This is a genomic window from Pseudoclavibacter sp. VKM Ac-2867 (assembly GCF_015351275.1).
GTDB lineage: Bacteria > Actinomycetota > Actinomycetes > Actinomycetales > Microbacteriaceae > Pseudoclavibacter.
Map to the genome: position 1 here is coordinate 89,786 of NZ_JADKSL010000010.1, position 13,051 is coordinate 102,836.

Below are 13,051 nucleotides of genomic sequence, written 5' to 3' on the forward strand. Positions count from 1 at the left end.
CAGGTGCCGGGCGTGCCCACGCAGCATGTCGCGAAGGTCTTCCACGCCCTCGCCGATCTGACGCATCAGAGGCACATGCTGAGCCCGGCGATCCTGACCCTCGGTTCGCCGGACGCGCTGACCGAGGCTGACGTGTCGCGTCCGCACGCGCTCGGCCGGTACTTCCACGGCCTCGGCGACGAACTCGACCGGCAGTCGCCCCCGACGGAGCGGCGCTTCCGCATCCTCATCACGGGCTCCCGAGACTGGGCGGACCGGGCTCTCATCGCAGCCGCCATCGATCAGGCGTGCGCCCGCCTGAACGGCAGCAATCTGCCTGTGGTCCTCGTCCTTGGTGGATGCCCGACCGGTGCGGACCTCATCGCGGACGGGATCGCCTACGAGCGCGAGTGGGACGTGGAACGCCACGCCGCGCGATGGAAGCGCGACGGCGGCAAGCGAGCCGGTCCCGTCCGAAACCAGCGCATGGCTGGTCTCGGGGCTCACGTGTGTCTCGCGTTCCCACGTCCCGGATCTCGCGGCACGCAGTCGGCCATCGCGGCCGCGCAGGCGAACGGGATCCTCACGTACGTCACCACCGAGGCGGAAGGGATCTTCTGGTGAGCGCAAGTACGCCGATCGCAAGCAGGCGATCGCGCGCCCCCTTCGATGTGTACATCGGACGTGGTTCGATCTGGGGAAACCCGTTCGTGATGGGCGACCGCTCTGACGCAGAACGAGAGCGAGTAATCCGAGCCTTCGAGGCGGACTACCTGGGGTCCCCGCACCTGCTAGCTCAAACGGCAGCTCTCCAGGGCCAACGTCTTGCGTGCTTCTGCTCGCCGTCCGCGTGTCATGGTGACGTGCTCGCGCACTACGCGGATGCCTTCGCGCTGACTGGGCTGTACCCGAACACGACCGCATGCTCGCTCCTCTTCCCGAACCGTCGAGGCCATTGACGCGGAGCACCGAGATGCTCGTGAGCGTCGGCGAGGCTCAGCGCAGAACCGCCAGGCCCTCGACGAACGCGTCCCCGGATGGCGCGGCACGAACGACTCCACGGGTGGCGAGGTCACCGAGTCGTTCCTTGCGCGCGTCGTCTCGCTGGAGGCCTACGTCGCGGAGTACGGGCGCCTGCCTGCCAGGCGAACACCGGGCGGACTGCCGGAATGGATCCTCTACCGGCGGCGGCTCGCGAGCCCGGAGCAGCGGGCCGTGTTGGACGCTCGCGTGCCCGGCTGGGATGAGCCTGCCTACGTGATCGTGCCGGCGGAGCAGCGGTTGGAACAGGTTCGCGCGTTCGTCGCTGAGCACGAGCGCCTCCCGAAGCAGAAGGATGGCCCGCTCGCGGCTTGGGTTCGCCATCAACGGCGCATCCCGCCGGACGGGGAGCCGCACCCGCTTGATGCCGTGGCGCCGTCGTGGCGAACGCGGTCGACCTCCAAATCCCGCTTCGATGATCGACTCGCGGAGCTACGGGCCCTCCAAGCAAGCACGGGCGCACTCCCGCGCTACTCTGACGGGCCGCTTGGCCAGTGGCTGTCGGTCCAACGCCGACGCGCCACCCCGGAGAACGCAGCAAAGCTGGATGCTGCACTCCCGGGATGGCGCGGAACGGGCCGGTCGAGTTAGGCGTTCACCTCAGCCCCGGCCGGAGCAGTGAGGACACCCGCGATGGCGGTGATGATGCTCTCGCGGTTGCCTTCCAGCCACGAGTCGACGACGTCCTCGCCGGCGGACTTGGACTTGGATGCGGACCAGGCGGTGTTCTCTGCCGTCGGGGTGGAGTACTTGATGAACTCGACCGTGGAGAGGACTGGTTCCTTACTGACGGGCAGCTTGACGGTGCCGTCGTCGCTGCGCACCGCCGCCGCGAGGTGGGCGGTGGTCGCCTCGTCTGTGACGCGCTTGCGAGTCAGGACGAGCTCGGGCTTGTGCTCGAGGAGGAGCGCCAGCGCCTCGTGGATGCGCTCGGCGTCGATCTCCTGATACTCCTCGACGCTTTCGGCGTCGTTCTCCAGCGCCCAGGTGAGGTGTTCTGCTGCGTCGTCGATGGACGCCTTCGCGGAGCCCGGGGACTTGTACGAGAGTCCGCCGAGGGGCGTCTCGAGGGTGCTGGCTTCCTTGAGGGCCTTGTTGTGCGCCGTCTTCGTCTTGTAGTCGGACTCGACGATGCGGGACCGGCGCAGGCGCATGGCCAGCAGTGCCTTGCTGCGGTCTGCCGCGATCGGCCCCTGGAGGAGCTTGACGAGCGTCTCCTGGACAGTAACGCGGCGGGCCGCTTCCTGTCCGTCCTGGATGGCAACCTCAGTGGCCCGGGCGACCTCGATGGGGTTCAGCGCCGGGGCGGCGGTGATGGTGGTGGATTCTGTGGTGGCCGTAGCCTCAGCTGTGCTCATGGCAGGTCTATGCGGGGACCGCCGACGGAGCCACCGCGGCGACTCGCTGGATCGAGCCCTTCCCGAGCGGATTCGTGAGCACTGGCGCGGACCAGTGTGGTGTGATGAGGTACTCGGCGCCGATCTTCCCGTGATGCGCGGAGTGCGGAATCTCGAACCGGTCGATGCGATGGCTCCGGTAGAGCTCGGCGACGTCCGGATGCTCGTCGTAGGTCAGCGCCCACGGTGCCGGACACCGATCCAGTGCTGTCGCCAGGCGCTGGTGCAGGCCTGCGTCCATGCCTTCGGCGTAGAGCCGGTTGCCGACGCCCACGTACGGCGGATCGGTGAACACGAACACCTCGTGCTCGACCCCGGATCCCGGGAGCTCCTCGATCCGGGAGATGCCGTCATGCCCCTGCAAGATGAGCCGGCGCGAGCGCCCGAGGCCCGCGATCAAGCGCAGCCTGTCGGCGAGCCGGTCGGGGCGCGCGAACCGACCGTCCACGAGCCACTTCCCGGTCTGCGCTTTCCCGCCCATTGGGCCGACGTTGCCGAGCACCATGCCGGAGCGCGAGCACCGGTTCAGCACGAACGCGGCGTATCCGAGCTCGTCGACGGGGACCGGCGCCCCGGCCAGCGATGCGGCGACGAGATCGCGGCTACGCCAGAACAGGTCGAGCGTCGCCTTCGTCCGTTCGACTCGGTCGGCGAGGTCGTCGCTCTCGAGCGCGCATGTCCAGAAGGCGTGCAGGGCGGGGTTGAGCTCACACGCCCACACCTCCGGGATGTCGTGGTCGAGTAGCGCCGTCAGGGCAGCTCCTAGGCCACCACCGAACGGTTCGATCCAGACTTCGATGTCGAGCATGGACGGGCTTGAGAGCATCCGATCCGCGAGCCAGGATGTCATGCGGGCCTTGCCACCGGGGTAGCGGAGCGGGCTGGCATATCGGGTGGTCATGACCGTTCTATGCGGGTTGATTCCTCCCCACGGCTAAAGCCGGGGGATTCCTGACTCAGCATGCGCGAGCACCCGGGGGTGTTCGTGTCTGACTGCCTCAACATCAGCGGGGTCGAGTCCGGCCCCGAGAGTAGTCTGAGCACGTAGGAGAACGTTGACGGCGGCGTTGTGGTCGCGGTCGTCGATGTTCCCGCAGGTGGCGCAGGTGTAGGTGCGTGTGGACAACGCGAGGCGGGTCTTGGCTCTCGTCCCGCAGTTTGCGCAGTTCATGGTGGTGTAGGCGGGCGGCACAAGCACCACCTGTCGGCCGGCCCGCTGGCCCTGCTCGATGAGCGCTCGTTTGAGTATCCCGAGACCGCCGTCCGCGGCCTTGCGAGCCATGGTGGTGGACGCGAGGAACCGTGGGCGGAAGTCTTCGACGGCGATCACGTCATGGCTGGCGACAACCTTCGCGGCCCAGGCGCGGGAGATCTCGCGGCGCTGGTTCCGCAGGCGCTCGTGGATCTTCGCGGCCTGACGTTTCGCGGCCTGGTACCCGCGGGAGGCGCGGACACCTGGCTTGGGCTTGCGTCGAGCCATCCGCCGTTGCGCTGCCGCGAGCTTGACTGCAGCTTTCCGCCCGAGATTCGGGTGCTCGAGATCAAATGTTCGGTCGGTTGCGGTCGCGGGGCGAGCCACTCCCCAGTCGATTCCGACGCTCTTGCCGGTCTCGGGATGGTGATTGGAATCGTCGTCGATGTCGACGACGAAGGATGCCCACCAGTGGCCGAGCGCATCTCGGTAGACCCGCACGCTCGAGGGCACCGACGGCAGCGGCCTCGACCACACGACAGGGACGCTCACCCGGCCCGCGAGGATCAGCCGGACCCGGCCGGTGTCATGAGCGCGGAGCGAAAACCCGCGGAGGGTGTAATTCAGAGAGGGTTGCGTGCGCCGGACGGACTTGAACCGCTTCCGATGTTTGGACGCGCGGAAGTCGCGGAGGACTTGCTGCTGCACGACCACGGACCCCGCGGCGAGCCAATCGTGCTCCTTGCGGGCAGCTGTCAGGGTCTTGTCGGTCCACCACGGCTGCTTCGCTTTCGCGGCCGCGACGGCTTGATTCCACACCCACCTCGCCAGGCCGGCGTCCATGACGAGTCGATCGACCGCGCGAGCGCCTGGGCGCAACCGGTAGGTGTATCGAACCTTCATGGTTAACCTATGCGCGCATCCGTCAGGAGCGGTCCTGCAGAGTGCGCTCGAACGCGGAAGCCACACGCAACGAACGTCGCTACTCGCTGTTGCCAGGCGAACTCCTGATCAACAGTATGCGCGCGATTCGCACGTCGCTTCCTCCCCACGGCTAAAGCCGGGGGCATCCGCGCCTCCCACCCGGTGAAGAAGGTGACCGCGGGTGCCCCGGCGCGTCCCCGCATAGGTGAGGTGTCAGCTCGTCCTAGCCTGGAAGGCACTCATGTCTCTCTCCTCCACTCTCCGCACAGCGACCGCTGGCGCGTTCCTCGCTCTGATCGCCTCAACTGCCATCGCCTCCCCCGCCTTCGCCGCCCCAGCTCCGGCCGTTCAGGCTCCGATCACGCTGGACGTGGCGAAGAGCAACGTCGCGCCCCTGGTCGAGTCCGGCTTCGCTTCCGAGGTGGGCGGCGCCTGGTACGTCGACGGCGCTGCGGTCGCGGCCGCTGCAGAGGGGCTGCGGACGGTGAACTCGTCACAGACGGGCTACGACCGCGACCTGTTCAAGCACTGGTCCGACCCGGACGGCAACGGCTGTGACGCCCGCAACGACATGCTCCAGCGCGACCTCACGAACGTCGTCCTCCGCGACGGCAGCGACTGCATCGTCGAGCGAGGAACCCTCAACGACCCGTACACGGGCGAGGCGATCCCCTTCACCCGCGGCGTCGCCACGTCCGGTGCCGTCCAGATTGACCACATCATCCCGCTCGCAGCGGCCTGGACCGGTGGCGCGAACGAGTGGGACGCGACCAAGCGTGAAGCCTTCGCCAACGACCCGATGAACCTGCAGGCCGCCGAGGGGCGGGCCAACTCAGCCAAGGGCATGCGGCTCGCGTCCGAGTGGATGCCGACCAACACCGCCTTCCACTGCACGTACCTGGCCCAGATGACGAACGTGCTCAAGGCGTACGACCTCGCGATCACCCCCATCGACCAGGACGCCATCATCAACGGCGGCACCATCAACGGCGTCTCGTTCGCCGGGGTGAGCTCGTGCGCCCTGCCTGCGGGCGCGGTCGTGACCGCGCCGTCGGCCACGACCGTCGAGACGGTCCAGGTTACCGCCGCCCCTGAAGCGACCAGCACTACAGTTCCGGTCGGGGCTGAGACACCCGCCGCCGTCGCGCCCACCGAGGCCTCGCCCGAGGTCGAGGCTGAGTCCCCCGTCCTTGCGACCACCGGCGATGCGGCACTGCCCTGGACGCTGGGGCTGGCCGGCGCAGCGCTGGTCGCGCTGACCGCGCTCGTGCTCCAGCACCGCCGCAAGGCGTAGCAAGCCGAGATCAGCAGCTCTTCGAACCCCGTCACGCATCGCGTGTGGCGGGGTTCGTTCGTGGTCCCCGCATAGGTAGGTGACACCACCCCGCCGAACCACGGAGCCTCAGATGACCACGACGACGCACAACATCCCGGCAGCCCCAGCTCCGATCGAGCTCATTTCGATCATCGAGCGCGGTCCCGCCGTCGACAACGGTCGGGTCGAGTCGGTCAACACCATGCGCGGCGCCCTCATGGGCCTGGCCTTCGCTGTCCCGTTCTGGGCCGCCGTGTTCGGGGCTGTTGCGTTCCTCGCCCACTGATCCGCCAGCACGACGAAGCCGGCCTCCCGAACGATCAGGGCGGCCGGCTTCGTCGTGCCTGAGCAGGTTTCAGTCTTCGATCGGCACCGCCGCGACCGTGAACGTTCCCTCACCCGCGGGATCGAAACCGAGGCCGTATTGTGCAGCGAGTGCGCTCAACTGTCGACGGGTCTCGTTGAGCTCGACGACGGTGGAGACGCGGTGCCCACGCGGGCCATCGACGGTCGCCTTGTAACGGGTCTCCGCCGCGCGCAGCTCCGCGACCTTCCCGTTGACAACATCGCGGTCTTCGCGGTCGAGCTGGTCGAGGACCTGGCCTCGGTACTTGTCGAGGTGCTGGTGCGCGTATCTCTGCTCTGCGGGGAGGTCTTCGAAGTCGGTGTCGCGGTGGATCGCGGCCGTCTTGACGGTCCAGTTGGATGAGCCGGTGGATGCCGGGTTGAACACGTCGATCTTGGTCGACTCGAGTTCGTTCAGGTCGGCGTACCCGTACTCGCCGTCGCCGTGGCCGATGATGCGGGCGTAGCCGAACACCTGGCGGGTCTCGGGGTCGTATTCGCAGACCCAGTAGTCGTACCGGGGCCGGAGTAGTGGGCGACGAACTGTTTCCCGCCGAGCCCGGACCCCTGCCCTTCTGTGCCGTAGAGGCCGGGCCATTCGGCGGTGCTGGCGGGAACGAAATCGTGATCGCGCACGTTTCGGTTCGTGCCCGGCCAGGCCGCAGACGGCTCAGCGGCGGGCGGTGTGTGGTCCTGGAACCCGAACTGGCCCCCGGTCGTGCCGTTGCCGCGGGCGGATTCACGGCGTGATGCTGCTGCAGTCGTCATGGCGAGTTACTCCTCTTATATGCGTCAAACTTCGGTGAGTGTGGTCAACGGGCTCGGGCGGCGATGTTGTCGGGGTGCCAGCGGTGCGCGCGCCACGCCTTCCGGTGCGCCGGCATCCGCGCCAGCACCTGGTCGTGCCAGAGCTTCGGGAACAGCACCTGCAACTCCGTCTTCTCCCCCACCTCGCACGTCGGCGCCCGATCGCAGACCATGCATCCGCCGAGGCCGATGTTCCGGCTGGAGGCGAAGACGAACACAAACACGACCACATAGAAGATCCCGAACAGCACAGCGGGCGCCGTCACAGCCGCGGCGACGCCGACCCAGAACGACGGCCAGTCGAGAGCGGCAAGCAGCTCAGGCATCGAACAGGGGGACGCTCGTCGGGTCGGAGCTGGGATCCCACAGCGGCATCTTCCCGAACGTGCCGTTCGATGCCGGCAGTCCCTTGGACGTGTGCTGCGGGTCGATCCCGAAGGTGGCGGCGTCGCGGGCGAGCTTCGACATTTGACGCAGGTTCGCGTCGTCCGTCTTCGCGTTCAGATCGTAGAGCCCCCGCTCTGCGAACTCCACGAGCTCGTCGACGACTTCGCTGTCGCCACCGGTCGCGTAGTCGTAGATGACCTCGCCGTCGCGGTCGAAGACGCGGTTGACGGTGATGTTCCCCTGTTCCTCCTCGAACGCGTCAGTGTCGGGAGTGTGGACTTCCACGTGGCCCACCTGGTCGAGCCGGTAGTCCTCGGCGTAGGCGGCAAGGTCCTGTCGGTACAGGTCGATGGTGGCGTGCGCTTCTGCGCGGGCTCGGTCCATTGCCTCGAAGTGGAGATCCTTCGCTTCATCGACGGAAAGTTCCACCTTCGAGATGCTCAGCTGGTACTCGCGGTCGAAGTCCGCCGACATGGCCTGGTACTCCATCGCGGAGAGCGCGATCGCCGCATGCTCCCGCAACCGGTCCCGGTCGGTCTCGAGGGTGGTGAGCTTGTTCTGCTCCACCTTCGTGAGCTTGCGATGCTTTCCCGCGGCGGTGTCTTTGATCTGTTCGATGTCGTCGTCGAGCTTCTCCACCAGGTCGACGTGTTCCTTGTCGAAGATCGCGAAGTCCTGAACTCGCACGACGTCCGGATCTCCCACGGGCTCGTCGTAGCGGCCGATGCGATCGGCGAAGGTCACGTCCGCGCGAACAGCGGTCGGAAACAGGGCGAGGAGCTGCTTGCCGGCGTAGACCTGACCGGTGGAGATGAGGTCGTCCCGAGCCTTCGTGTAGGCGGCGATCTGCTCGTCCATCTGCTTCACCCGGTCGACCGGCAGGAACATGCCCGGCGCCGAATGGGTCTGGAGGCCGAACTGGCCGGCGGATGCGACACCGTTGCCTCGGGCAGCTTCGCGTCGAGCGGTTGCAGTCGTCATGGGTGTCGCCTCCGAAGTCGGGTGTTCGTCACCGGCACTGTGTGCGGCGACAGCTCGATACCTCTTCTATGCGGGGAATGGCCAATCGCGGCTGCCGCCCGAGCGCTCCCCCGGAGAGGCGTCGACCTGGCCAGGACGATCCGGGGGCGACAGGCGCGAACCTCGCGGCTCGGGGTGTCCGTAAGCCGAACGTCATTTGCAACCAGCGGGAGTCGTGACGTCATGCCCGGGTTTGCTCGACCCCGAGTGTGCGTAAGACCTGTGCGTAGGGACTCGCAGTGAAGGGGTCCTATACGTCACACTGGAGCGTGACTTCGCTCAAAATCGGGTACGCCCGCGTCTCCACCGTCGATCAGGACCTCACCGCGCAGACCGACGCACTCGAGCGTCTCGGTGTGACCGAGGATCGCATGTACCTCGACCACGGCATGACCGGCGCCAACCGATCGCGCCCGGGGCTGGAGAAAGCACTCGCTGTCTGCCGCGCTGGAGACATGCTCGTCGTCACCAAACTCGACCGCCTTGCCAGGTCCGTGAGGGATGCGAGCGACATCGTCGACGAGCTCATGGCGAAAGAGGTGACCCTGAGCATCGGTGGCGCCATCTACGATCCGACCGACCCGGTCGGCCGGCTCATGTTCAACGTGCTCTCCATGGTCGCCGAGTTCGAACGTGACCTGATCCGGCAGCGCACGCGAGAGGGCATGGCGGTCGCGAAAGCGAAGGGCAGGCTCAAGGGAAAGCAGCCGAAGCTCTCCGCGTCGAAGCAGCACCACCTGGTGGAGCTCCTCGGCGAGGGCCGCATGAGCATTGGAGAGATCGCGTCACTGTTCGACGTGTCGAGGGCGACTGTCTATCGCACGGTGAAGCGCGCGGACGCCGCGTCAGCCACTGCCGACGCCCAGGCCTAAGCCGCGCGCGGCACCGACACTGCGAACGAACGCAGGGCGACGGCGCTGGCCTCGTTGACGTCGCGGATCCAGTTGGCGATGAACTGCTGGATGCTCGCGCGGTGCGCCGGGGTGAGGACTCCTCCTGGTCGGGCGACATCCCCGTCGACGTGGATGCTCGCGTCGCTCCGGGAGGTGGCGGTGACGTGCAGGACAGGCGTGAAGCCCCAGGCGCTTTCCACGAACCGGGTGAGGTCGGTGGTGAGGAGCCTCGTGAGGGTGTCGCCGGCAGTGGCGGTCTTGCGCGGGAGAGCGGCGGTGCGGTTCACGGGTGGCTCCTTCGGCCAAAGGGTGGTGTGTAGCTCTTCTATGCGGGTGCTCTGCCAGAGGGGTCTGGCAAAGCTACAGAGGAGGTCAGTGCCTAGGCGTCATGAGTCATGAGATTGGTGGCACTCGGGGGTTGGGTAAGCAGAGGTCTGCCCACTCCGCGACAGGTCGTTACCGTTGTGGAGTCTGAGACTGAGACGCGGCACGCGACGGGAATCTTCTCGACTGTGAGGTCGCACGGAGAGACACCGCTGACCAGTGGACGCTTGTTGTGGACGTGCAAGTTTGTCTGAGCGTGCATATATACATAAACAGGGTGCAAAAACTACGAAGTTATGCCAGGATTGCCGAACAGACAGAACGGCTACGGGGGCATGATGCCAATTACAACTTCCTGGACTGCGCTGGTACTGGGCTTGGGTCTAGCGTTTAGCGGCCCTACAGGTGGGTCACCACTCTCGGGGTCCACAACAAACGTTCAGGCTGGAGTGACCGCGTCGGCCATGAGCGAGGGACTCCACTCGGCGAGAATTGCTCCACAACGAATCGGGGCGAGTCACATGCTCCCCATGCACACGAAAGCGTCTTGCGACCGCCAGATGAACGCCGGCGCCAAGGTTTGCGTTAAGCTGCGAGGAAAGGCAGCCGCCCTCTGCCATGCTGCGAACATGACAAGATACGCAGCGTGCTTGGCCGGCGCGAATGGTTGAGCCGGAAATGCCTGAACAGGTAGTCGCAACCCGAGAGTTTGAGACCGACGCGGGCATCTTGAGACTAGAGGTGATACCCAAGGGTGGTGATGCTCCGGCATTCAAGTACCGCATTCTCAACAGTAACGGGGATGAGATCGAGTCGCTCGAAGTTTACGGGGCCGACTCAGTCCAGGCTCTTTTGTTTTGCCTGACTGCTGCTGGCGACTACCTCCAGCGCTATGTGCCATCGGCATCGTTTTTCGAGACCGGCGTCTCTGGGCTTCCGATCACTGATATCGGGGCCGTCGGTGAATGGCGTGCCCGTATCAGCATCCCCACGGAATAGTTGGCCCTTCGGCGCAGCTAAGACGCGCGGCACCCTATGGCACATGCCGGGGAGCTGGTGAACGAGCCCTGATACGTTGCGCCCCAGAATCCGGTGTGAAGTCGAACGCGATTGCAGTGCTGCAGCCAGGCGTCGTAGTCGCGGCCCTGGCGTCATCGCTGCCGTAGGTGTTCGCGTGCCCTTCACGGGAGGAGCTTTCGGTGAAACGATCGACCTCACCGTGATTGCCCCCGCCGCAGAAGCCTGGCTAAGCGCCGAGGTATGGCCAGAACGTAACCAGCCGCGGACTCTCGTGCGCTGGCATCTCTGGTCGGTGGGTTCGCGTGGCGCAAAGCCACAGCCGTTCCACCCCAGACTTCATCGCGACTGCGCAGAAGCCGGACTTGATGGACCGACATCCCGGACTCACAAACTTGGATCACGCCCATGCGCGGACGACCGCACGTGAAGACAGCGTCCAGCTTCCGAAGGGGTGCTTCAGAGACACATTCACCCTCTCTACCCGGTTCGGCGGCACGGACGCGATGCTTGTGCAGGGCTGGGCCGTGGACGTCGGTAACGAGACCAGCAAGGGAAGACTCGCTGGGTGGCGAACCACTGCGGGTGGTTGCCGCCTACGCGTCGGGCCAGGTCAGGTCGGTGCCGGGGATGCGCTGACCTGCGAGGTCTTCGGTCATCTCGCGGAACTCCTTGTCCTTGCGCCAGCGGCCAGCGAACTCGGCCACCACCTCGTCGGGTGCCTTGCCCTGTTTCGCGGCGATCGCGTCGACGAGTCGGCCGAAGTCGGCGCCGTGGCCTTCCGCGTGGGCGAGCATCTTCGTCCGGTGCTCTGCCGAGCAATCGTCCTTGCCGGCAATGTAGAGGACGGTGCCGACGCTCCCCAGCTGCGACTTCGCTTCCGTCATCGCGGCGCGCTCGGTCTTGATCGTCGTCGGCCACCTCGACGCCCACCCGCCGACCTTGAGCGGTTCCCCGTCGGGAGTGGTGATGGCTTTCGCGGCCGCGGCGAGCTTCTTTTCGTCGCGCTCCTGCGTCTGGGCCTGTCGGGCTTCGCGAGCCTGGCGTTCCTCGGGGAGTTCCATCTTCGTCGGTCGGTCGACGGGCGCTGAGGGGAGGCAGACGGTGCACGCGCGGTCGCCGGCGTCCTCGACGAGCTCGTCTTCCGTCTTGCCGGAGTACTCGGGCAGCAGCTGGAACCGGGTGGTTGGGTAGCAGGTCGTGCAACCGAGGGACGAGTGCACGTGGCCTTGCGGGACGACGAACGCGCGCGGCCAGCGACCCCGGCGAGCGTGCTCCTCGTCGATCGAGTCCATCTGCGCGCGCAACGGTTCGATGAGGGCGCGGGCTTCCTCCACCTTGGCCTGTGCCTCCTCGAGACGCTGGGCTCGGGTCATGCCGTAGCGGAGACGTTCGTCCGACTGCTGGACGACGGTGAGCTGGCGCAGCGCGACCGCCTTCATCTGCTCAGCGGCCGAGAGACCACCCAGCACCTCGTTGAGCTCAGTGTCAACGTCGAACGGCGTCATCCCCTCGTAGGAGGACGTGGCTTCGAGCTCCCCCGCCGGCACCGAATGCTGCTGATGTCCGAACTGGCCGCCGACGGTGCCGTTGCCGCGGGCCCGCTCACGTCGTGCTCGCGCGTCCGAGCTGAGCTGGCTCATCAGCTGTGTCCGTTCATTCGACGCGCGGCGGCGGTGCTCGTGGCCGTGTCCGTGTCGAGCGCGAGACGCTCGATGATCGCGGGAGGCGTGGACTGGTTGGCAGCGACCGAGTGGCGCACTCGTGCGAGCGAGTGCTGGCTGAGCGCGTCGGCGTCCTCGGCTGTCAGCGTGACGTTGCTAGCCGCGGCGGCGAGCACTCGGGGGTCTTCGTCCACGAGGAGTCGTTCCCGCACGGCCTCCGGGAGGGGCCGGTCGGCCCACGCGGCGACCTGGAAGCGCTCGTCCGCGTCGGGGCTGGTAGCGCCGGCCTCGAGGACGTGGTCGGGGCAGGACCGGTGCGCGAGGACATGCTTGCGTCGGAACGGGTCCTGGCTTGTCCACATCACCTCGGAGGCGATCACGGGCAGGTGGTCGCGGCGGGCGGCGGCGATCGTCATGGCCGCGGTCTCGTCGCTCTCGACGAGGTCGGTGACGAGGTCGTCCGGTGTGGCGGAGTTCTCGACGAGCACCTGGTTGATGTCGTCGTTGCCGAGCGCGGCGAGCTCGAGGATGCGCGCCTGGTCGTCGGTGGCGCCGGCCTCGTCACGGAGCTTGTCGATGACCTCGGCCGCAGTGTCGTAGCTGTCGACCTGGCTCGCGAACGCGGACTCGTCGAGGGCGGGAGGGGTGTGCCCCTGGAAGCCGAACTGGCCTGGCTTGGTGCCGTGGCCGCGGTGCTGCTCGCGGGCCCGGTCGGCGTCGAAGTTCGTCACGGTGCTCCTGTCGGC

The 13,051-nt window shown here is 66.8% G+C and carries 15 protein-coding genes; 6 read left to right on the forward strand and 9 right to left on the reverse strand.

From position 1 onward, the window contains the following. Positions 1–12 precede the first annotated feature (12 nt). Positions 13–603 (forward strand): DUF2493 domain-containing protein, encoded by a 591-nt coding sequence (locus ITJ67_RS11530; protein ID WP_323741452.1) that lies wholly within the window; start codon positions 13–15, stop codon positions 601–603. Continuing rightward, positions 600–938, forward strand: coding sequence for a DUF4326 domain-containing protein (locus tag ITJ67_RS20435; RefSeq protein ID WP_416362320.1), 339 nt, complete (start codon positions 600–602; stop codon positions 936–938). The genes ITJ67_RS11530 and ITJ67_RS20435 overlap by 4 nt, the downstream gene beginning before the upstream one ends. Positions 939–1,607: 669 nt before the next feature. Here ITJ67_RS20435 and ITJ67_RS11535 read toward each other — a convergent pair. From ITJ67_RS11535 to ITJ67_RS11545, 3 genes are read right to left on the reverse strand one after another with little or no spacing between them, the layout of a single operon-like run. Beyond that, positions 1,608–2,378 (reverse strand): hypothetical protein, encoded by a 771-nt coding sequence (locus ITJ67_RS11535; RefSeq protein WP_194677692.1) that lies wholly within the window; start codon positions 2,376–2,378, stop codon positions 1,608–1,610. Between the two features lie 7 nt (positions 2,379–2,385). Beyond that, positions 2,386–3,318 carry a DNA adenine methylase gene (locus tag ITJ67_RS11540; protein WP_194677693.1) on the reverse strand — a complete coding sequence of 311 codons (933 nt, stop codon included), beginning with the start codon at positions 3,316–3,318 and terminating at the stop codon, positions 2,386–2,388. A gap of 33 nt (positions 3,319–3,351) precedes the next feature. Next, the gene (locus tag ITJ67_RS11545) at positions 3,352–4,512 is read right to left on the reverse strand and encodes an RNA-guided endonuclease InsQ/TnpB family protein (protein ID WP_194677694.1); all 1,161 of its coding nucleotides are present in this window, start codon (positions 4,510–4,512) and stop codon (positions 3,352–3,354) included. 262 nt (positions 4,513–4,774) lie between these two features. Between ITJ67_RS11545 and ITJ67_RS11550 the strand changes: the two genes are divergently transcribed. Together ITJ67_RS11550 and ITJ67_RS11555 are read left to right on the forward strand one after the other, a co-directional pair. Next, on the forward strand, positions 4,775–5,827 hold the full coding sequence (locus ITJ67_RS11550; RefSeq protein ID WP_194677695.1) for an HNH endonuclease family protein: 1,053 nt from the start codon (positions 4,775–4,777) through the stop codon (positions 5,825–5,827). A gap of 112 nt (positions 5,828–5,939) precedes the next feature. Next, positions 5,940–6,134, forward strand: coding sequence for a hypothetical protein (locus tag ITJ67_RS11555; RefSeq protein ID WP_194677696.1), 195 nt, complete (start codon positions 5,940–5,942; stop codon positions 6,132–6,134). Positions 6,135–6,203: 69 nt separating this feature from the next. Here ITJ67_RS11555 and ITJ67_RS11560 read toward each other — a convergent pair whose 3' ends face one another. The 3 genes from ITJ67_RS11560 to ITJ67_RS11570 all read right to left on the reverse strand — a co-directional run bounded on the left by ITJ67_RS11560 (position 6,204) and on the right by ITJ67_RS11570 (position 8,368). After that, positions 6,204–6,668, reverse strand: a complete 465-nt coding sequence (locus ITJ67_RS11560) for a hypothetical protein (RefSeq protein WP_194677697.1) — start codon at positions 6,666–6,668, stop codon at positions 6,204–6,206. A 337-nt stretch (positions 6,669–7,005) separates the two neighbouring features. Further along, a complete protein-coding gene (locus ITJ67_RS11565) occupies positions 7,006–7,326 on the reverse strand; it encodes a hypothetical protein (protein WP_194677698.1) in 321 nt (106 codons plus the stop codon). After that, entirely contained in the window at positions 7,319–8,368 is a 1,050-nt protein-coding gene (locus ITJ67_RS11570) for a hypothetical protein (RefSeq protein ID WP_194677699.1), read from the reverse strand. The genes ITJ67_RS11565 and ITJ67_RS11570 overlap by 8 nt, the downstream gene beginning before the upstream one ends. 308 nt (positions 8,369–8,676) lie before the next feature. On the opposite strand from ITJ67_RS11570, the gene ITJ67_RS11575 reads away from it, so the two are divergent. Further along, the gene (locus ITJ67_RS11575) at positions 8,677–9,279 is read left to right on the forward strand and encodes a recombinase family protein (protein ID WP_194677700.1); all 603 of its coding nucleotides are present in this window, start codon (positions 8,677–8,679) and stop codon (positions 9,277–9,279) included. Here the strand turns inward: ITJ67_RS11575 and ITJ67_RS11580 are convergent. Continuing rightward, entirely contained in the window at positions 9,276–9,587 is a 312-nt protein-coding gene (locus ITJ67_RS11580) for a hypothetical protein (RefSeq protein WP_194677701.1), read from the reverse strand. The two genes, ITJ67_RS11575 and ITJ67_RS11580, sit on opposite strands and share 4 nt — an antisense overlap. Positions 9,588–10,302: 715 nt before the next feature. On the opposite strand from ITJ67_RS11580, the gene ITJ67_RS11585 reads away from it, so the two are divergent. After that, complete coding sequence (locus ITJ67_RS11585) at positions 10,303–10,623, forward strand: hypothetical protein (protein WP_194677702.1); 321 nt, start codon at positions 10,303–10,305, stop codon at positions 10,621–10,623. 614 nt (positions 10,624–11,237) lie between these two features. Here ITJ67_RS11585 and ITJ67_RS11590 read toward each other — a convergent pair. Together ITJ67_RS11590 and ITJ67_RS11595 are read right to left on the reverse strand one after the other, a co-directional pair. Continuing rightward, entirely contained in the window at positions 11,238–12,284 is a 1,047-nt protein-coding gene (locus tag ITJ67_RS11590) for a hypothetical protein (RefSeq protein ID WP_194677703.1), read from the reverse strand. Next, complete coding sequence (locus ITJ67_RS11595; protein ID WP_194677704.1) at positions 12,284–13,036, reverse strand: hypothetical protein; 753 nt, start codon at positions 13,034–13,036, stop codon at positions 12,284–12,286. Before ITJ67_RS11595 ends, ITJ67_RS11590 begins: the two co-directional genes overlap by 1 nt. Positions 13,037–13,051 lie beyond the last annotated feature (15 nt).

What these genes read in the sequence shown, in the direction of transcription:
- ITJ67_RS11535 (WP_194677692.1), bottom strand. Translation starts at nt 2,378, where the DNA reads ATGAGCACAGCTGAGGCTACGGCCACCACAGAATCCACCACCATCACC.
- ITJ67_RS11540 (WP_194677693.1), bottom strand. Translation starts at nt 3,318, where the DNA reads ATGACCACCCGATATGCCAGCCCGCTCCGCTACCCCGGTGGCAAGGCC.
- ITJ67_RS11545 (WP_194677694.1), bottom strand. Translation starts at nt 4,512, where the DNA reads ATGAAGGTTCGATACACCTACCGGTTGCGCCCAGGCGCTCGCGCGGTC.
- ITJ67_RS11550 (WP_194677695.1), top strand. Translation starts at nt 4,775, where the DNA reads ATGTCTCTCTCCTCCACTCTCCGCACAGCGACCGCTGGCGCGTTCCTC.
- ITJ67_RS11555 (WP_194677696.1), top strand. Translation starts at nt 5,940, where the DNA reads ATGACCACGACGACGCACAACATCCCGGCAGCCCCAGCTCCGATCGAG.
- ITJ67_RS11565 (WP_194677698.1), bottom strand. Translation starts at nt 7,326, where the DNA reads ATGCCTGAGCTGCTTGCCGCTCTCGACTGGCCGTCGTTCTGGGTCGGC.
- ITJ67_RS11570 (WP_194677699.1), bottom strand. Translation starts at nt 8,368, where the DNA reads ATGACGACTGCAACCGCTCGACGCGAAGCTGCCCGAGGCAACGGTGTC.
- ITJ67_RS11585 (WP_194677702.1), top strand. Translation starts at nt 10,303, where the DNA reads ATGCCTGAACAGGTAGTCGCAACCCGAGAGTTTGAGACCGACGCGGGC.
- ITJ67_RS11590 (WP_194677703.1), bottom strand. Translation starts at nt 12,284, where the DNA reads ATGAGCCAGCTCAGCTCGGACGCGCGAGCACGACGTGAGCGGGCCCGC.